General features: G+C 57.1%; 17 protein-coding genes. 9 read left to right on the top strand and 8 right to left on the bottom strand.

Annotated features, from left to right (window positions below; genetic code table 11):
- Position 1: 1 nt before the first annotated feature.
- From HKD40_RS09760 to HKD40_RS09780, 5 genes are all read left to right on the top strand, one after another.
- Positions 2-634, top strand: coding sequence for an MOSC domain-containing protein (locus HKD40_RS09760; RefSeq protein WP_169195550.1), 633 nt, complete (start codon positions 2-4; stop codon positions 632-634).
- A gap of 7 nt (positions 635-641) precedes the next feature.
- On the top strand, positions 642-1,109 hold the full coding sequence (locus HKD40_RS09765) for a YbaK/EbsC family protein (protein ID WP_169195551.1): 468 nt from the start codon (positions 642-644) through the stop codon (positions 1,107-1,109).
- 4 nt (positions 1,110-1,113) lie between these two features.
- A complete protein-coding gene (locus HKD40_RS09770; RefSeq protein WP_169195552.1) occupies positions 1,114-1,728 on the top strand; it encodes a 50S ribosomal protein L11 methyltransferase in 615 nt (204 codons plus the stop codon).
- Positions 1,729-1,876: 148 nt separating this feature from the next.
- Positions 1,877-2,308 (top strand): PACE efflux transporter, encoded by a 432-nt coding sequence (locus HKD40_RS09775; protein ID WP_169195553.1) that lies wholly within the window; start codon positions 1,877-1,879, stop codon positions 2,306-2,308.
- A 99-nt stretch (positions 2,309-2,407) separates the two neighbouring features.
- On the top strand, positions 2,408-3,007 hold the full coding sequence (locus tag HKD40_RS09780) for a glutathione binding-like protein (protein ID WP_169195554.1): 600 nt from the start codon (positions 2,408-2,410) through the stop codon (positions 3,005-3,007).
- 134 nt (positions 3,008-3,141) lie between these two features.
- Here the strand turns inward: HKD40_RS09780 and ispG are convergent, their stop codons facing one another.
- Positions 3,142-4,383 carry a flavodoxin-dependent (E)-4-hydroxy-3-methylbut-2-enyl-diphosphate synthase gene (ispG, locus tag HKD40_RS09785; RefSeq protein WP_169195555.1) on the bottom strand — a complete coding sequence of 414 codons (1,242 nt, stop codon included), beginning with the start codon at positions 4,381-4,383 and terminating at the stop codon, positions 3,142-3,144.
- Positions 4,384-4,702: 319 nt separating this feature from the next.
- Between ispG and HKD40_RS09790 the strand changes: the two genes are divergently transcribed.
- Both HKD40_RS09790 and HKD40_RS09795 read left to right on the top strand, forming a co-directional pair.
- Positions 4,703-4,999, top strand: a complete 297-nt coding sequence (locus HKD40_RS09790) for a DUF1232 domain-containing protein (RefSeq protein WP_169195556.1) — start codon at positions 4,703-4,705, stop codon at positions 4,997-4,999.
- 80 nt (positions 5,000-5,079) lie between these two features.
- Positions 5,080-6,303 carry a GGDEF domain-containing protein gene (locus HKD40_RS09795; RefSeq protein ID WP_169195557.1) on the top strand — a complete coding sequence of 408 codons (1,224 nt, stop codon included), beginning with the start codon at positions 5,080-5,082 and terminating at the stop codon, positions 6,301-6,303.
- Here the strand turns inward: HKD40_RS09795 and pyc are convergent.
- From pyc to HKD40_RS09810, 3 genes are all read right to left on the bottom strand, one after another.
- Positions 6,300-9,740 carry a pyruvate carboxylase gene (gene pyc / locus HKD40_RS09800; protein ID WP_169195558.1) on the bottom strand — a complete coding sequence of 1,147 codons (3,441 nt, stop codon included), beginning with the start codon at positions 9,738-9,740 and terminating at the stop codon, positions 6,300-6,302. The genes HKD40_RS09795 and pyc overlap by 4 nt on opposite strands.
- Before the next feature lie 96 nt (positions 9,741-9,836).
- Positions 9,837-10,253 (bottom strand): TIGR01244 family sulfur transferase, encoded by a 417-nt coding sequence (locus tag HKD40_RS09805; protein ID WP_169195559.1) that lies wholly within the window; start codon positions 10,251-10,253, stop codon positions 9,837-9,839.
- A 110-nt stretch (positions 10,254-10,363) separates the two neighbouring features.
- Positions 10,364-11,395 carry a glycine betaine ABC transporter substrate-binding protein gene (locus HKD40_RS09810; RefSeq protein ID WP_169195560.1) on the bottom strand — a complete coding sequence of 344 codons (1,032 nt, stop codon included), beginning with the start codon at positions 11,393-11,395 and terminating at the stop codon, positions 10,364-10,366.
- A 221-nt stretch (positions 11,396-11,616) separates the two neighbouring features.
- Between HKD40_RS09810 and HKD40_RS09815 the strand changes: the two genes are divergently transcribed.
- Both HKD40_RS09815 and HKD40_RS09820 read left to right on the top strand, forming a co-directional pair.
- Positions 11,617-12,819 carry an ABC transporter substrate-binding protein gene (locus HKD40_RS09815; protein ID WP_169195561.1) on the top strand — a complete coding sequence of 401 codons (1,203 nt, stop codon included), beginning with the start codon at positions 11,617-11,619 and terminating at the stop codon, positions 12,817-12,819.
- Between the two features lie 66 nt (positions 12,820-12,885).
- Positions 12,886-13,476: a class I SAM-dependent methyltransferase gene (locus HKD40_RS09820; protein ID WP_169195562.1), complete on the top strand. Its 591-nt coding sequence runs from the start codon at positions 12,886-12,888 to the stop codon at positions 13,474-13,476.
- A gap of 60 nt (positions 13,477-13,536) precedes the next feature.
- On the opposite strand, the gene HKD40_RS09825 is transcribed toward HKD40_RS09820, so the two are convergent.
- From HKD40_RS09825 to HKD40_RS09840, 4 genes are read right to left on the bottom strand one after another with little or no spacing between them, the layout of a single operon-like run.
- A complete protein-coding gene (locus HKD40_RS09825; protein ID WP_169195563.1) occupies positions 13,537-14,859 on the bottom strand; it encodes a branched-chain amino acid ABC transporter permease in 1,323 nt (440 codons plus the stop codon).
- Positions 14,856-15,863, bottom strand: coding sequence for a branched-chain amino acid ABC transporter permease (locus HKD40_RS09830; RefSeq protein WP_169195564.1), 1,008 nt, complete (start codon positions 15,861-15,863; stop codon positions 14,856-14,858). The genes HKD40_RS09825 and HKD40_RS09830 overlap by 4 nt, the downstream gene beginning before the upstream one ends.
- Positions 15,864-15,865: 2 nt before the next feature.
- Entirely contained in the window at positions 15,866-16,570 is a 705-nt protein-coding gene (locus HKD40_RS09835) for an ABC transporter ATP-binding protein (RefSeq protein WP_169195566.1), read from the bottom strand.
- On the bottom strand, positions 16,570-17,355 hold the full coding sequence (locus HKD40_RS09840) for an ABC transporter ATP-binding protein (protein ID WP_169195567.1): 786 nt from the start codon (positions 17,353-17,355) through the stop codon (positions 16,570-16,572). Before HKD40_RS09840 ends, HKD40_RS09835 begins: the two co-directional genes overlap by 1 nt.
- Positions 17,356-17,371: the final 16 nt, after the last annotated feature.

Genomic DNA, 17,371 nt, shown 5'->3' on the forward strand with positions numbered 1-17,371 from the left:
CTTGGCTCAGCTCCTCAGCGTCAATGTCGGCGTCCCGCGCAACATTCCCAGCACCCAGACGCTGACGGGCATTTATAAGCTTCCGGTCGAAGGCCCCGTCGCCATCACCCGCGAAGGCATTGCCACAGACATCATCGCCGACCGCCGCCACCACGGCGGCGCCGATCAGGCGATCTACGTCTATTTCCAGGAAGACTATATTTTCTGGGAAAGCCAAGGCGTCGCCACCGCGCCCGGCCTCTTTGGCGAAAACTTCACCCTCTCGGGCACCGAAAGCCTCACCTGTGCCATTGGCGATCGGTTCACCATTGGCGAGCTCGTTCTTGAGGTGACCTATTACCGCAAGCCTTGCCGCACCTTTTCGGCCCGCATGGGCAATCCCGCTTGGGTCAAACGCTTCCAAAAAGCCCTACGCTCCGGCGCTTATTGCCGTGTGATCACCCCGGGAACCGTGCAAGCAGGCATGGATGTGACCATCACCCCCTACTCTGGCGAAAGAATCACCACCGCCGAAATCATGGGTTATGATGGTGTTGCCCTCATCCCCGACGAATTCATGCGCCGCGCTCTCACCACGCCACTGCGGGAAAAGACGCGCGAAAAATACGAAACCAATTTGAACCGACTATTCTGAGTTTTCCATGAGCCTTGAATCTGTCCAAGCGGACCTCGCCGCCCGCGCCCCAGACCTTGCCGTCATCGTCACCGAAGACTCCACTGCAACCGTTCAGCTAGCCGCCGAAGTCCATGGCGTTGAACCCGGACAGATCGCCAAAACGCTCTGCATCAAAGTCAAAGACGAAGAGTTCTTGCTGGTCACGCGCGGCGATGCCCGTCTCGACAACCAAAAGTCCAAAACCGCCTTTGGCGGCCGTCCGCGCATGTTGGGTGCTGAAGACGTGCTTCGTCTCACCTCCCATCAGGTTGGCGGCGTTTGCCCCTTTGGCCTGCCCGCGCCACTCAAAATCTATCTCGATACCTCGCTCAAGATTTATGACGTGGTCATCCCCGCAGGCGGCAGCACCCATTCCTCGGTGCGCCTGACCGTCGAACGCCTCGCCGAGCTCTGCGGCAGCAATTGGGTCGATGCGGCCCAATTGCCCGAGTAACGCGATGAGCCCAGAGCAGTTCATTGCGCAAAAGCTTCCGCTTCAGCCTTTGAGCCTCTGGCCCGACATTGTTCTGCATCAAGCCAATGCCCATAGCGGCCTCGCCGCTTGGCTTGAGGCCTATGGCCACCCAGCCGCACCCTATTGGGCCTATGCATGGGCTGGCGGGGCCGCGCTGGCCCTCCATCTCAAAGCCCATCCGGAGTTGGTTGCCGGTAAAACGGTTCTCGATCTCGGCTCGGGCTCAGGCCTTGTGGGCATAGCCGCCGCCAAGCTGGGCGCCGCTGCGGTCTTCGCCTTAGACCCCGATCCTTTGGCGCAAGTGGCAACCACGCTCAACGCCGAGGCCAATGGCGTTGCCCTCACCCTCGTCCCAACGCTGCTCCACACCGACATCGTCGTCGCGGGCGATGTCTTTTATGATGAGGACAGCGCCACAGCCGTCCTGCCGCTCCTCAAAGCCCTTGCTCAAACCGGCACGCAAGTTCTGATCGGCGATCCTTATCGATCCACCCGCCCCTCTGAAGCCATGCGCGAGATCGCGCGCTATTCTGTGCCCGACATGGGCGCAAAATCCCCTGTCCCATCGGGCATTTTCGCGCTCATCGAGCCCCTATAAGAAGGTTCCCTCCCCCACGCGCATATCGGCTTTGCCCGGCCAAAACTTGCCAATATGTCGCAATTCTCCTATATCGGGAGCTCAAGAGGACGACCTCTTCCAGTTTGGTTTGTGTACCGGGACGGCCCGGATAACCATGGGGTCATCCATGCGCACCACACGTGATCGTATCCGCCACGCCATCTCTTTCGAGCTCATCGGCATTTTGCTCGCGACCCCGCTCGCGGCCTTCGCTTTCCATTTGGAGGGCGGCGATTCGATGGTCATTGTTATCGCCAGCGCCACCGTCGCTATGCTGTGGAACTACATCTATAATTTGATGTTCGACCACGGCATGCAGCGCTTCCGGGGCACTACCGAAAAGACCAAGCTGATCCGCGTCTTTCACGCGATCTTCTTTGAAGTCGGCCTGCTCGCGATCATGCTGCCACCCATCGCTTGGTATCTGCAGATTTCGCTACTCGACGCCTTCATCATGGATCTGGCCCTCGCCATTTTCTACATGATCTACGCGCTGGTCTTTAACTGGGCCTATGACCGCATTTTCCCGCTCCCCGAGTGGACTGAAGGTAACGCGTAATTTCTCGATCAAACTGTCGCAGCATCTGGCTGAACACAGATTAATCACCTACCTATGCTGCGCCGTCTAAGGACGGCGTAGTTCTGGGTTAGGTATCAAATGAAGCTGTTTTATACGCCAGGCGCTTGCTCGCTGGCTTCGCATATTGTTCTGAACGAAATCGGCGGCACTTTCAGCATTGAAAAGGTCGACCTGCGCGCCAAGACAACCGAAAGCGGCGCTGATTTTCTCGCGCTGAACCCACGTGGTGCTGTTCCGGCGCTCGAAGTGGCTCCAGGCACCGTTATTTCGCAGGGCCCTGCAATTCTGCAGTATCTGGGCGACAACTCCGACATCGCCGCTTTCAAGCCTGCTTACGGCTCGATCGAACGCGCGCGTCTCCAAGAAGCGCTCGGCATCATTGGCGACACGCACAAGGCTTTCGGTGGCCTGTTCAAGCCAAATCTCTCGGACGAAGAAAAGGCCGCCGTTATCGGTGAAATCAACCGTCGTGTTGGCCAGATCGAAGCAACGCTCACCGACGCCAGCCCATATTTCCTCGGTGACTTCACCCAGGCTGACGCTTATGCCTTCACAGTCATCAACTGGGGCCGCCAGTTCCTCGACTTTGCAGCCTTCCCACGCGTTGGCGCACTGATGGCCGCCGTTGGTGCCCGCCCAGCCGTTCTGGCAACGCTCAAGGCCGAAGGCCTGATCTAAGCGAAACGCCAAGCCAAACAAACAAAAGGGGCGCTCAGCGCCCCTTTTTCAATTCAAATGCCCGGTGAATTTTAAAGCGCTGAGCACGATGATCAGCATGGCGAACCAGAACAGTCGCCGTACATTGCGTTCACTCATTCAGCCGCATCCTGACGGCCTGTGCCGAACTTCTTTTCAATGTAATCAGCGACCATGGCCTTAAACTGATCGGCCACATCGGCGCCGCGCAGCGTTGCCACCTTCGCGCCATCGACAAAAACCGGCGCTGCTGGCGTTTCCCCGGTACCGGGCAGCGAAATACCAATATTGGCGTGCTTGCTCTCGCCCGGACCATTGACGATGCAGCCCATCACCGCGACCGAAAGCGTTTCCACACCGGGATAGCGCTCGCGCCACGCAGGCATAGAGTCGTTAAGGTGGGTCTGAATTTCCATGGCAAGGGTCTGGAAGGTCGAAGACGTGGTGCGTCCGCACCCCGGACACGCCGCCACCACCGGCAAGAATTGACGGAAACCCATGGTCTGGAGCAGTTCCTGCGCCACCTTCACTTCCGTCGTCCGATCGCCACCCGGCTCCGGCGTCAGCGAAATGCGAATGGTGTCGCCAATCCCCTGCTGCAGCAAAATCCCGAGGGCCGCCGAGGAAGCCACAATGCCCTTAGAGCCCATACCGGCCTCTGTCAGACCAAGGTGCAAGGCATAGTCGCAGCGTGCCGCCAAATCCTGATAGACCGCGATCAGATGCTGCACATCCGACACCTTGGTCGAGAGCAAGATCTTATTGCGCGGCATGCCGAGCTCTTCGGCCCGCGCCGCAGAAAGCAGAGCAGACTGGATGATCGCCTCGCGCTGCACAGCTGCAGCCGAGATCGGCTGAGCCGAATTGGCGTTATCATCCATCAACCGCGTCAGCAGCTCTTCGTCCAGCGAGCCCCAATTGACGCCGATGCGCACCGGCTTGTCGTATTTATTCGCGATCTCAATCAGTGTGGCAAACTGGGTATCGCGCTTGGCTTTGAAACCCACATTGCCCGGATTGATACGATATTTCGCCAAAGCCTCCGCACAGGCGGGGTGATCGGTGAGGAGCTTATGGCCGATATAGTGAAAATCCCCGACCAGCGGCACGTCATAGCCCATGGTCAGAAGACGATCGCGAATTTCAGGAACCGCAGCCGCGCTCTCGTCGCGATCCACGGTGATGCGCACGATCTCAGAGCCAGCGCGTGCCAGCTGCATGACCTGCTTTACGGTCGCATCGATGTCGGCCGTATCGGTGTTGGTCATGGATTGGACCACGACGGGAGCCCCGCCGCCAACCATAACGCCACCGACATTGACACCAACAGACTGCCTACGCGGCGCTGGACCGGACATATTCTTCCCCGAAGATACTCTTGCCTACGCAAATAGGCCTTCCACCATGCACTGGCAACTCAACAATGGCGTGACGCTCAACGCAAGTGTGCAACCGTGCCTCTCGAGGGGCACGATACGCCGCTATGCCAAGGCCGCGCCCAATGAGCCGCCCAGAAGTGCCAGCCAAGTGCCACAAAAAGGCCAATAGCGGCCAAAACGCCAAAACCGTGCGTATCGGTAGAAATTTGCGTTATAAATCAGCGCTCAAGAACCCGTGAATTTTGTGATCACCGACAAGTCTTGAACGGGAGCAATCATCCCCCATTTATGGGTCATGATGAACCTCCTCCTCCCCCGTCTGATCCTGTTCCGCAAAGAAGTCGCGCAGCTCTGGAAAGCATTCTGGGCACGCGAGACCCCGCTTTATCTCAAAGCGGCAACGCTGTTTACAGCCTTCTACCTCATCAACCCCTTTGACATCATCCCCGATGTCCTGCCCTTTATCGGCTGGGTGGACGATTTTATCCTTATCCCTCTGATGGTTAGTTGGATCGTCTCGCGCATGCCAGTCCCTGCAAAGGTCTATGCCGGCAAGCATGGCCCGACCATCGACGGGACTGCCAAGCGCCGATAAATCGAAGGCATAGTCCAGCAGAGTTACAAGTTTAGTTTTTTGCCGTGACAGGAAGCACATAATCCGCGTAAGAATAATTTATGCGTGAAATGGTGCTCCTGATGGATCGACAGATTACGAATTTTACTTTTAGCCTTGCTGGACCTGCTACACTTTCGGCTTTTGCCGTTATTTTTTTAGTTCTCTACTTTCAAAATCGACAGCATATACATCTGCTGATATTTGCTGCCACCGCTGGCACGTTCAGCCTTGGCATGCTCACCCAAATCATTGATGCGCTTAACGAAACAGAGACCGGCCTCCCGGCCAATATTCTCTACGTCATAGCGGGCTTCCTGTTCTGCGCAGGACTTGCCAAGCGCATCGGTCGGCAGCCGCCCTACCGCGTTATGATCCCCGTGCTGATCATACTTGCCCTGCAAACGTGGTACTTCACCTCGGTGAATCCGAACCAGTTGGCGCGCATCTATCTTCTCAATTTCTCGGCCGGGCTGATCCTGATCATTATGGCCTTAACTGCCATGCCCGCTCGCCATGCAGTGTTCACCGAAAAGCTGCTGTTCTGGAGCTTACTGCTTTTCGGACTTCACTTTTTCCCGCGCACTATTCTGACTGCGGGCTTCGGGCTACAGATGGAGCCGGACGATTTCATGATCTCGTCCTATTGGTTCACCTTGCAATTGTGCCTTGCGGCCTTTGGATCAGCGGTTGCCATCGCAGTGCTGTGCGCCTGTATCTACGACACCGTGAATTACATGACCGATGATCGCGACAGAGACCGGCTGACACGGGTCCTCTCACGCCGCGCCTTCCATCAGCAATCCGAGGAAATGCTCAAGCAGAGCACAGGTTTACCCAGCTGTTTGGCGATCTTTGACATCGATAACTTCCGCCGCTTCAACCAACGCCAAGGTTATGAAGAGGGCGACAGGATACTCGCGGATTTCGGCTACGTCCTCGCCCGTAATATCCGTCGCACCAATCTCACGGGCCGCTTTGACGGTGAAGAATTTTTAATTCTCCTCCCCCGAACCAAACTGGCAATTGGGATCGACACGCTGAAAGATTTCAAAGCGACGCTGCGCGACCACAACTTCTGCAGCGACGATGATCTCGGCGCCATGACCATCAGTGTGGGTATTATAGAAATCGGGGCGGACGAAACCTACACCCAAGCTTTGATGCGCGCCCAGCAGGCCCTCAAGAGCGCCGAGGCGACTGGTCCGGATTCGTTGCTGGCGGGCACAGCGCCAACAGCTGAACAAAAAGAAAGCCCCGCGTTAAGCGGGGCCTTCCAAGCTTAGTCGAGGCGAACCAGAAGGTCCTTAGCGTCAATCTGGTCACCCGGCTTAATCAGAAGCTCAGCGACAACCCCATCCACTTCAGCGTGGATGGCGGTTTCCATCTTCATCGCTTCGATCGAGCAGAGAACGTCACCAGCCGAAACCTTCTGACCTTCCTTAACCGCTAGCGTCGAGATCACGCCCGGCATCGGAGCGCCAACCTGCTTCGGATCACCGGCAACAGCCTTAGCGCGAACCTTGATTTCACCGGCCTTCAGACGATCCGGTACGGTGATGGTACGCGGCTGACCGTTGAGGTCGAAGAACACACGTACTTCGCCCTTTTCGTTGGTCTCCGCACGGCCCTGATAGTTCACAACGAGGGTCTTGCCCTGTTCGATGTCAATCAGCAGCTCATCGCCTTCGTTCAGACCGTAGAAGTAAACCGGGGTCGGCAGAACTTCAGTTGGACCATAACGATCCTGGGTCTTTTCAAAGTCCGAATAGACCTTTGGATACATGAGGTAAGAGGCAAGACGGAAGTCATCGATCGGCATGCCGACCTCTTCCGAAACCTTCTTACGCTCGGCTTCCAGATCAACATCCTTGAGGTAGGAACCCGGACGCTCGGTGAGCGCGGTCTTGCCCTTGAGAACCTTCTTCTGCAGTGCCTGCGGGAACCCGCCAGGAGGCTGACCAAGGTCACCAGCAAAGAAGCCGACAACGGAATCCGGGAAGGCGATGTCCTTGTCTGGATTTTCGACGTCTGACCGCGAAATACCAGCCGAAACCATAGCCAGAGCCATATCGCCGACAACCTTGGAAGATGGCGTCACCTTCACAATGTCACCGAACATCTGGTTCACGTCAGCATAGGTCTGCGCCACTTCGTGCCAGCGGGTTTCAAGACCAAGCGAACGCGCCTGTTCCTTGAGGTTGGTGAACTGACCGCCCGGCATTTCGTGCAGATAGACTTCCGAAGCGCCGCCCTTGAGATCGCTCTCGAAGGCACGGTACTGCGTGCGCACGGCTTCCCAGTAGAAGGAAAGCTGACGGATCGCCTTAGCGTCGAGCTGCGGATCCTTGTCGGTATCAGCAAGCGCGGCAACCAGCGAACCAAGGGTCGGCTGCGAGGTCGTGCCCGAAAGGGCGTCCATCGCCGCGTCAACCGCGTCAACACCCGCATCTACAGCTGCCAGAACGGTTGCGGAGGCCGCGCCCGAAGTGTCGTGAGTATGCAGGTGGATCGGCAGACCGATTTCTTCCTTCAGCGTTGCAATCAGCTTCTTGGCTGCTGCCGGACGCAGGAGGCCCGCCATGTCCTTCAAACCAAGAACATGGGCGCCAGCGGCTTCCAATTCCTTGGCCAGATTGACGTAATACTTAAGGTCGTACTTCGCGCGATCTGGATCGAGCATATCGCCGGTGTAGCAAATAACGCCTTCACAGACCTTATTGGCTTCCAGCACCGCATCCATCGACACGCGCATGTTTTCGACCCAGTTGAGGCAATCGAAGACGCGGAAGATATCAACGCCGCCCTTAGCCGCCTGCGCGACGAAGAACTTTACGACGTTGTCTGGATAGTTGGTGTAGCCAACGCCGTTGCTGCCGCGCAGCAGCATCTGGGTTAGAATGTTCGGCGCACCGGCGCGAACCTTGGCCAGACGCTCCCACGGATCTTCGTTGAGGAAGCGCATCGACACGTCGAATGTCGCGCCACCCCAGCATTCAAGCGAGAACAGGTTTGGCAAGCCACGCGAATAGGCTTCAGCAATACGCGTGATGTCAAAGCTGCGCATACGCGTTGCCAGCAAGCTCTGGTGCGCGTCACGCATGGTCGTGTCGGTGAAGAGAACCCGCTTCTGATCCTTCATCCACTGGGCAAGACCAGCCGGGCCATCGCGATCAAGAACCTGACGCGAGCCTTCGATTGCAGTCAGTTCCGGGAATTCGGGCACAAACGGCGCCGCCGCAGCAGCAGGCGGACGCGGACGATCACGCACTTCCGGGTGACCATTGACCGTCACATCGGCGATGTAGGTCAAAAGCTTGGTCGCACGGTCCTTGCGCGGCTTGAAATTGAACAGATCCGGCGTCGTATCGATGAAGCGCGTGGTGTAGCGGTTCTCGACGAAGTCGGTGTGGGTGATGATGTTCTCGAGGAAGGCCAGGTTGGTCGACACGCCACGAATACGGAACTCGCGCAACGCGCGGTGCATACGGGCAATGGCTTCATCTGCGGACGGTGCCCAGCAGGTGACCTTTTCCAAGAGCGGATCATAATAGCGGGTGATGATCGCGCCAGCATAGGCCGTACCACCATCCAAACGCACACCAAAACCGGTCGCACCGCGGTATGCAGTGATGCGGCCATAGTCTGGAATAAAGTTCTGTTCTGGATCTTCAGTGGTAACGCGGCACTGGATGGCATTGCCGTTAAGACGAATGTCTTCCTGCAGCGGCACACCCGATTCTGGCGTACCGATCACAGCGCCATCGAGCAGATGGATCTGCGCCTTGACGATGTCGATTCCGGTCACTTCTTCAGTGACAGTGTGCTCGACTTGGATGCGTGGGTTCACTTCAATGAAGTAGAACTTGTTGGTGTCGGCATCCATAAGGAATTCGACTGTACCGGCACCACGATAGTTCGCTTCATTGCCGAGGCGCACAGCCGCACCAGTCAGCTCGGCACGAACTTCTTCCGAAAGATATGGTGCAGGAGCGCGCTCCACAACCTTCTGGTTGCGGCGCTGCACCGAGCAGTCGCGCTCGTAAAGATGCACAAGATTGCCGTGATCGTCACCGATCAGCTGAACTTCGACGTGACGCGCACGCTCGATCAGCTTTTCGAGATACATCTCATCCTTGCCGAACGCGGCCTTGGCTTCGCGCTTGCCTTCCGAGACTTCAGCAATAAGGGTGCTTTCGTCCATGATGCGGCGCATGCCGCGACCACCGCCACCCCACGACGCCTTAAGCATCAGCGGGTAGCCGATCTCGGCCGCCATACGCTTTACTTCGTCCATATCGTCTGGAAGCGCGTCAGTGGCCGGGACAACCGGAACATTGGCCTTGATCGCCATATTGCGCGCGGCGACCTTATTGCCGAGATCGCGCATGGTCTGCGCGCGCGGGCCAATAAAGGTAATGCCAGCGGCTTCGCAAGCGTCAACGAATTCTGGGCTTTCCGAGAGAAGACCATAACCGGGGTGGATTGCATCCGCACCCGAGGCCTTAGCGACACGAATATACTCGTCGATCTGCAGATAGGCCTCAACCGGGCCTTTCCCCTTACCGATCAGATAGGCTTCGTCAGCCTTGAACCGGTGCAGCGCGAGTTTATCCTCTTCGGCATAGACCGCGACGGTCTTAAGCCCAAGTTCGTTTGCCGCGCGGAACACACGGATTGCAATCTCGCTGCGATTGGCGACGAGGATCTTCTTGATTGGCATCGATTTAAACCCGAGCTAGAGGGGCGTATTCCTCACGGTGAGGTCGGCTCAGTAATCGACGGAATGAACGGTTGCCCGCCCAACCGTCGTAAGTTTCTAAGATTGGCTGAGGTAACCAGCCAGATGGCTCATGTCATAGCCTGCTTCTGCTGCCTGAGCGATGATCTCTTCGGCTGGCTCCTCACCAGCGCGCGAAAGAGCCCAGAGCGTTGTAGAACGCGTACCCGAGCGGCAGAAACAGAATACCTTGCCTTCGCTCCCCTCAAGCGCAGACTTGGTGTTTTCGATCAGTTCCGGGCTTACCCCGTCACGGCCGAGTGGAATAGAAACATAGGTGAGCCCGGCAGCATTTGCGGCTGCTTCGATTTCAGCTCCAGCCGGTTGATCCGGCGATTCCCCATCTGGACGATTGTTGATAATCGTCGTGAAACCAAGGCTTTTCAGCGTCGTCACGTCTTCCGGCTGTATCTGTCCCGATACACTGACGTGATCGTTAATACGCTTCAATTCCAAGGCTCGTCTCCCTAAACCAGCACTAGCGACGGTTGGTTATAATCGGTGTACGCACCGGTACGCAACTAGCACAAAAGGCGAAGCTGTCATGCAACTGTCATTTGCCGCGATTAGCGGATCTCTTCCGGGCTAACCCAAGCACGCCATATCGATTGATTTCGCTCGACAAACTGCGCTGCGACAGCTTCCTCGCTTGCCCCAGGCTGGCTCAACTCGGCCAACATTGCGTCCATTTCTTTCAATGAGAGCGTCGCTCTTTGAAAATATCCCGCAATAAGGGGCGAATTCACCACGAGATTTTCAGAAAGCGCAATAACAACTGTCTCGGGCGCGAAGGCGGATGGCTTTGGCAGCGCACAGTTCAATGACGCCAGACATTTAGCCGCAGCCTCGTCATATGCCCCCATATCCACAGGGGTGAAATCGAGCTGAGCCAGAACCGGATTTGGCTGCCAGTAGTAAAAGAGAAAAGCATCGCGTTTGTTCACCGCTTCAGCGATCAACTTATCCATTTCGAACCGATTGGCGGGCTCCACCACCTCGACCAGTGATCCAAGCCCAAGCGCCTCAATCAGATTGCGATTGATGATCGAGCACGCCCAGTCAACCGGGCACGAGATAAACGGGATTTTTTCGCCGGAGGACAAAAGCGGGATCGCTTCTGCCAGATTGGCAAGATTGGGGGCGCCAGTGAACAACTGCGCCGTTTGGGTCGGCATAAACCAGCCTTCAAAGCTCTGCGTGTCGTAGCTGGGCGCTGCCGAACGCACCAATTGGCTGTCCATTGCGCTGTTCCACACCTCGGCAATACGGCTGACCCACATCTCGGGAGCAACTGTTGGCAAAGCTGCTGCGCCCATGCTGGAGGCCGTCGCTGCTAAATCGCCCTGAACAAACTGCACATCGCAGTCATATGCCTCCCGCAAAATATTGGCATGAACCTCAGCCAAAAGTGCAGCAGAGGGCCAACCCATTTTAGCCATGGCGATCGGCTGGGTGCCGCAGGCAGGAAGCGCCACACTCTCCGCCGTTGACGGGGTCGCTTCACTGGGCGCGGCCCCATCGTTCAACACGCTAAACTGAGCCTGCGCCGAGATCGTCATCGCCGCCAAGAATAGCCCCGTTATCGCCTGTCTATGCATAGCGGCCTGTACTCCGTCTTGTAAGGCTCAACTTATGCCGAACGGGGCCACGTTAAGCAACCGAACGAGCTTATGAAATGCTCGTCTAAATACCGGTGACTTTTCCCTCAGTTCTATGCAAGACTTTACTCAGCGGGGCGTATGACGCGCCCCCTAAAGGTGCCGCGCCGTAGGGAGGGACTGATGCAAAGGTCTCTGGCGCAACCATAAGAGGGATAACAATGCTGAAAAAATCTTTGAGCCTGGCAGTCGCTGCCGCCACCTTGCTTGCCGCCGCGCCAGTTTTGGCAGACGACGTGAAGATCGGCTTCCTAGCAGACATCACAGGCCCGATCGCCGGCTTTGCACCGGGCATGGTTGATGCTGCCAATCTGGCCATCACAAACGTAAATGATCAGGGCGGCATTCTGGGTGGCGACACTCTGGTGTCGGTGCTCGCAGACTCCGCATGTGACGGTGGCGCGGCTGGTCCTGCCGCCGACCGCTTGGTCAACGCGGAAAACGTCGTCGCCATCTTCGGTGGCTTCTGCTCCGGCGCAACGATTGCTGGTGCAAATGGCTCGGCAATTCCAGGCAATGTCGTCATGATTTCGCCAGCGTCGACTGCACCTGCGGTCGCAGAGCTCGACGACAATGATCTGGTGTTCCGTGACGTTGTCCCGGATAGCATCCAAGGCGTGAAGGCCGCAGAGCTTCTGCTGGCACAGGGCACCAAGGAAGTAGGCCTCACCTACGTCAACAACGATTACGGCTCGGGTCTTGCTGGCGCATTCGCTGACGCGTTCGTTGCTGGTGGCGGCAAGGTTCTGTCCAATGTCGCTCACGAAGACGGCAAGGCCGACTACCGTCCAGAAATCGGTCAGATTGAAGCCTCGGGCGCGACCACTTTGGTCATCTACGGCTACGAAAATGCTGGCGGCGGCGCGATCCTCAACCAGGCAATCGAAGCTGGCTCCTTCACCCAGTTCATGGGTGGCGACGGCATGGCCGGTGAAGCGCTGCTGTCTTCGCGCAACGCAGCAGATCTCGAAGGCATGATCCTGACGCAGGCTGCCGCTGCGGCTGGTCCATCGTTTGACGCACTTGATGCAATCACCAAGGCTGCAGGACAGGACGTCAACGGCACCTATGTGACCAACTCCTATGACGCCGTCTTCCTGCTGGCACTGGCCATTGAAAAGTCGGGCGCAGCTGATCGTAACGGCATCTCCGCTGCCCTGCGCGATGTCGCAAACGCTCCAGGCGAAGTCATCCTGCCGGGCGAATGGGCCAAGGCTAAGGAACTGATCGCAGCGGGTACCGACATCAACTACGAAGGTGCATCCGGCACTGTTGAGTTCGACGCTGTTGGTGACGTAGCCGGCGCTATCAACTACTTCGTGGTTGAAGGCGGCGCAGTGGTCAACAAGGGCCTAGTTGAGTAATCCTCACACCAAGGCACTGTATCCAGCCCGGGCTAACGCTCGGGCTGTTTCTTTTTGGGTAGCCCAATGGCCGACAATAACACGTTAGATTTCTATGCAGCGAATGCTGCCGACTATGTGGAACATGGGCAGGACGAGCCCTCGTCGCATTTGCGTGCCTTTGCTCAACTTCTGCCCCCGCAGGCCAAAATTCTCGAATTGGGGACGGGCAGCGGCCGGGATGCTGAATACTTGCTTCAACGAGGGTTTGATGTCACGCCGACGGACGCCTCTGCGGAGTTGGCCGCCCATGCAGAGGCGCGCCTCAACCACCCGGTCCGCATTTTGGCCTTCGACGCGCTTGAGGATGTCTCTCATTACGACGCAGTGTGGGCATGCGCTTGTCTTTTGCATGCACCAGCCTCGGAGCTCACCGACGACCTATCGCGCATTCATCGCGCACTGAAGCCCGGCGGCCTGTTCGTTGCCAGCTTCAAAGCGGGCAATGGCGAGGGGCGCGATAGCTTCGGGCGCTATTACAACTATCCGAGCGCAGACACCCTGCTCGCTCATTATCGCGATGCCGCGTCTTGGGCCGATCTTCAGCTGCTGTCAGAAGTTGGAAGCGGCTACGACAATCTGCCAACGCAATGGCTCTGGGTGACGGCGCGGCGCTAGGCGCAAAAGAAAGGCCCGGCAGTTTTCTGCCGAGCCTTTCTTGGCCACCATGTCTCAACGCTAACTGCGTTTGACCACTTCGGGGATCAACCCCTTGGGCGCGTAGCGCAGCGCGACAGTGATCACCACACCCAAGACAAACACGCGCATTTGCAAGGCTCGGCTGTCGATTTCTGGGATAGCGCCCCACCCCATCTGCTCTGTAATGACCGAGAGATTGAGAAAGATCATCTGCGCGAGCGGGTCCGAGATGATCCAAATGATGTAGATCAGGAACGCGCCAAGCACGACGCCCCAGTTATTTCCGGCCCCGCCAACGATCACCATCACCCACACCATGAACGTGTGGTTGATCGGCTGGTAACCTGAGGGGTCAAAGATCTGGGTGAACGTTGCGAGCATAGCGCCACCGATGCCCATCAGGATGGAGCCGAAGACGAACAGCTCCAACTGGCGTCCAGTGACATCCTTGCCCATGGAGCCCGCAGAAATGTGGTTGTCGCGGATTGCCCGCATCATCCGGCCCCACGGGCCACCATAGGCACGCTGCACGAGGAAGAACGCGCCAATCAAGATGGCGACGCAGACAACGAGGAACATAACGCGCGCGTAGATAAAGCTTTCCGGGATCGACGCGCCTGCCGCCTGCAACTGTTGTGGCAGTGGGGTTGGCCAAGGCATGGGCGACACGGTCATCGTGCCACGGGTTAGCCAATCCATATTTTTGATCAGCGCCCGGATGATTTCGGAAATGCCGATCGTGGCAATCGCGAGGTAGTCGGTCCGCAGACCAAGGCTGATCTTGCCAACATAGAAGGCAATAACCGCCGACACCACACCACCGAAAGCCCAACCTAAGATGGGGTGCAGACCCAAGCCCCCCACAAAGCCAGCGGTCGATTCTATATAGGCCGCAGCGGGGTCAATTTGGGTCCGATAGATAATGTAGCCGACGAACCATGCCAGGGCGACAATTGCGGTGCGTGCTTTACCGGTAATGCCAAGACGATCCACTTTTCGCGCCGCCCACACCAGCGCAACGGCAATGAGGAACGCGAGCACAGCGCGGCCCAACATGAGTGGGCCGTCACTTTCCCAAAACGCCATGTTGACGGGATAGGAAAGAAACACGGTCGAGGCACCACCGACCATGAGAAAGCCCATGATGGCGAAATTGAACAATCCGCCATAGCCCCACTGAATATTAAGGCCCAGTGCGATCAGGGCAAAGGCGGTCGCCTGCGTTAAAATCAGCAGGATAGACGCGGTCCCCTGAACAAGGCCCACGAGCAACACCAAGACGAACATTGCCGCAAACAAGGCAATGCCACGCAGTACCGGATCTTCCCAAATTTTGGATAGTGAAGAGGGCGACGCGCTCATGTCGATGCTCCCTTAAAAATACCGGTCGGGCGCACGAGCAGCGTAATCACCAAAATCACAAAAGCGACTGTGAGCTTATATTCGGTTGGGACGAGGGCCAGGTTTGACGGCAGCTCCATGCCTTCGGGCAAGAAGGCGTTGAGAGGCCGCAAAACAGCAGTCCAGTTGAACACTGCCAGCGTTTCGGCAAAAGCAATCAAGAACCCGCCCACGATTGCCCCATAGGCGTGGCCGAGCCCGCCAACGATCGCCGCCGCAAAGATAGGCAACACAATATTGAAAGCGAGGTCCGGCATAAGGGCGACGTCGAGTGCCAGCATGGTTCCAGCAACACACGCGAGCGAGCCCGCAATCACCCAAGTAACGCGAACAACAAGGGCGGTATTGATTCCAGAAACCTGCGCAAGGTCTGCATTATCCGCCATCGCGCGCATCGCCTTACCCAGTCGCGAGCGGGTTAGGAAGAAATGCAGGGCGACAACGATCAAGGCTGTAACCACAAACATGATGATCTGCGGCTCGGTGATGCTGATGGGGCGCGTGCCCCCGGCCCAGCTCATATCGAAGCGGAAGATATCTTTGGTTTCGCCTTCCACATACAATTGGCGCGTGCTCGACCCGAAGATGAGACGCACAAGGCCTTGAATCATCAGCGTCACGCCGATGGATGCGATAAGCAGCGTCACCGGCTTTGCCCCGCGGGCGCGCAAAGGCGCGTAAAAGCCTTTATCGATCCCCAGCGCCAAGAACGCTGTGATGACCATAGCCACCGGCAAAACAATGAACGCCATCGGCAATGGCAAGATAATGCCCATCGCCGCCATGGCCGATGCCAATAAGAAGGCGATAAAAGCCCCCATGGTCATCATGTCGCCATGGGCGAAGTGCGCAAAGCGAAGAATGCCGAAAACCAGCGTCACGCCGATGGCGCCCAGCGCATAGATCGATCCCAGAACGGTTCCGGAAATCAGAGCGCGGTTGATAAAGAAAATAAGCTCGTCCACGCCTAGCCCCCCAGGAAACTCTTGGCCACTTCCGGATCTGCGATCAGCTCCGGTCCAGTGCCTGTGAAGCGGTTCTGCCCCTGCGCCAGAACAAAGCCCTTAGAGGCAAAGGCTAAAGCCTGCCGGGCGTTTTGCTCCACCATCAATATGCCGACGCCCTCTTTGTTGACGCGCACAATGGTTTCAAAAATCTCGATGACATAGCGCGGCGACAAGCCTGCGGAAGGCTCATCAAGCATGAGGAGGCTGGGCTTGCTCATCAGTGCCCGACCCATGGCCACCATTTGACGTTGCCCACCAGAAAGCTCACCGGCAGGTTGACGGCGTTTTTCCTTGAGCACTGGGAACATGTCGTAAACCCAACTCAACGTGCCGGAGAAATCGTCGCTACGGGTAAATGCGCCCATCTCGAGATTTTCTTCAACAGTCATAGAAGTAAAAACGTTTTTCTCTTGGGGCACGAAACTCAGCCCCTTAGGCACGAGCTTATCGGGGAGCGAATTGGCGATATTCTCGCCACCAAATTCGATCGTTCCACCTGTAACTTTAAGCAGGCCAAATATGGCCTTGAGAGTGGTCGACTTTCCCGCGCCATTAGGCCCAACGATGACACCGATATCGCTCTGCTCAATCGCCATGTCGACGCCATTGAGAATGGGCGCGCCACCATAGCCGCCAACGACGTGCTTTAATTCGATCAACGCCATTAGTTTGCTACCTCTACCGGGGAGCCAAAATAGGCCTCAACAATGGCAGGGTTTGCGCGAATTTCGCTCATCGGCCCCTCGGCGATCTTTTCGCCCTGTGCCATGACGATCACCGGATTACACATGCGCCCGATGAGGTCCATGTCATGCTCGATGACAAAGAAGGTGTAGCCAAGCTCGCGGTTCATGCGCTCGATATTGTCCGCCAGATCATTGAGCAACGTCTTGTTGACGCCAGCAGCAACCTCGTCCAGCAGGACGACTTTGGCATCCACCATCATCGTACGACCAAGCTCTAGGAGCTTTTTCTGCCCCCCGGAGAGATTGCCAGCCAATTCGTCGCGGACATGTCCGAGCTTGAGGAAGTCGATGACTTCCAACGCCTTTTTGCGCACTTCGGTTTCTCGGCTACGCACCAATCTGGGCCGCAGCCAATTGTCGAGCAAGCTTTCACCCGGCTGGTCGCCCGGAACCATCATCAGGTTCTCTAAGGCGCTCATCTGGCTGAATTCATGCGCAATCTGAAACGTGCGCAACATGCCAATACGGAAAAGGGCATGTGGCTTCATCCCTGTAACGTCCTGATCATCAAAGATGACCTGTCCGCTATCAGGAACAATGTTCCCGGCGACTATATTGAAGAGTGTCGATTTCCCGGCACCGTTAGGCCCGATCAGCCCAGTGATAGAGCCGCGCCTGACGGAGAGTGAGCAGTTATTGACGGCCTTGAGGCCGCCAAAACTCTTGCTGACGTTTTGAACGTCAATAACTAAGTCGGAGGACAAGTTCCCGAGAGCCCCG

The organism is Devosia sp. MC1541 (assembly GCF_012847305.1).
Taxonomy (GTDB): Bacteria; Pseudomonadota; Alphaproteobacteria; order Rhizobiales; family Devosiaceae; genus Devosia.

What these genes read in the sequence shown, in the direction of transcription:
- HKD40_RS09765 (WP_169195551.1), top strand. Translation starts at nt 642, where the DNA reads ATGAGCCTTGAATCTGTCCAAGCGGACCTCGCCGCCCGCGCCCCAGAC.
- HKD40_RS09770 (WP_169195552.1), top strand. Translation starts at nt 1,114, where the DNA reads ATGAGCCCAGAGCAGTTCATTGCGCAAAAGCTTCCGCTTCAGCCTTTG.
- HKD40_RS09775 (WP_169195553.1), top strand. Translation starts at nt 1,877, where the DNA reads ATGCGCACCACACGTGATCGTATCCGCCACGCCATCTCTTTCGAGCTC.
- HKD40_RS09780 (WP_169195554.1), top strand. Translation starts at nt 2,408, where the DNA reads ATGAAGCTGTTTTATACGCCAGGCGCTTGCTCGCTGGCTTCGCATATT.
- ispG (WP_169195555.1), bottom strand. Translation starts at nt 4,383, where the DNA reads ATGTCCGGTCCAGCGCCGCGTAGGCAGTCTGTTGGTGTCAATGTCGGT.
- HKD40_RS09790 (WP_169195556.1), top strand. Translation starts at nt 4,703, where the DNA reads ATGAACCTCCTCCTCCCCCGTCTGATCCTGTTCCGCAAAGAAGTCGCG.
- HKD40_RS09795 (WP_169195557.1), top strand. Translation starts at nt 5,080, where the DNA reads ATGCGTGAAATGGTGCTCCTGATGGATCGACAGATTACGAATTTTACT.
- pyc (WP_169195558.1), bottom strand. Translation starts at nt 9,740, where the DNA reads ATGCCAATCAAGAAGATCCTCGTCGCCAATCGCAGCGAGATTGCAATC.
- HKD40_RS09810 (WP_169195560.1), bottom strand. Translation starts at nt 11,395, where the DNA reads ATGCATAGACAGGCGATAACGGGGCTATTCTTGGCGGCGATGACGATC.
- HKD40_RS09815 (WP_169195561.1), top strand. Translation starts at nt 11,617, where the DNA reads ATGCTGAAAAAATCTTTGAGCCTGGCAGTCGCTGCCGCCACCTTGCTT.
- HKD40_RS09820 (WP_169195562.1), top strand. Translation starts at nt 12,886, where the DNA reads ATGGCCGACAATAACACGTTAGATTTCTATGCAGCGAATGCTGCCGAC.
- HKD40_RS09825 (WP_169195563.1), bottom strand. Translation starts at nt 14,859, where the DNA reads ATGAGCGCGTCGCCCTCTTCACTATCCAAAATTTGGGAAGATCCGGTA.
- HKD40_RS09835 (WP_169195566.1), bottom strand. Translation starts at nt 16,570, where the DNA reads ATGGCGTTGATCGAATTAAAGCACGTCGTTGGCGGCTATGGTGGCGCG.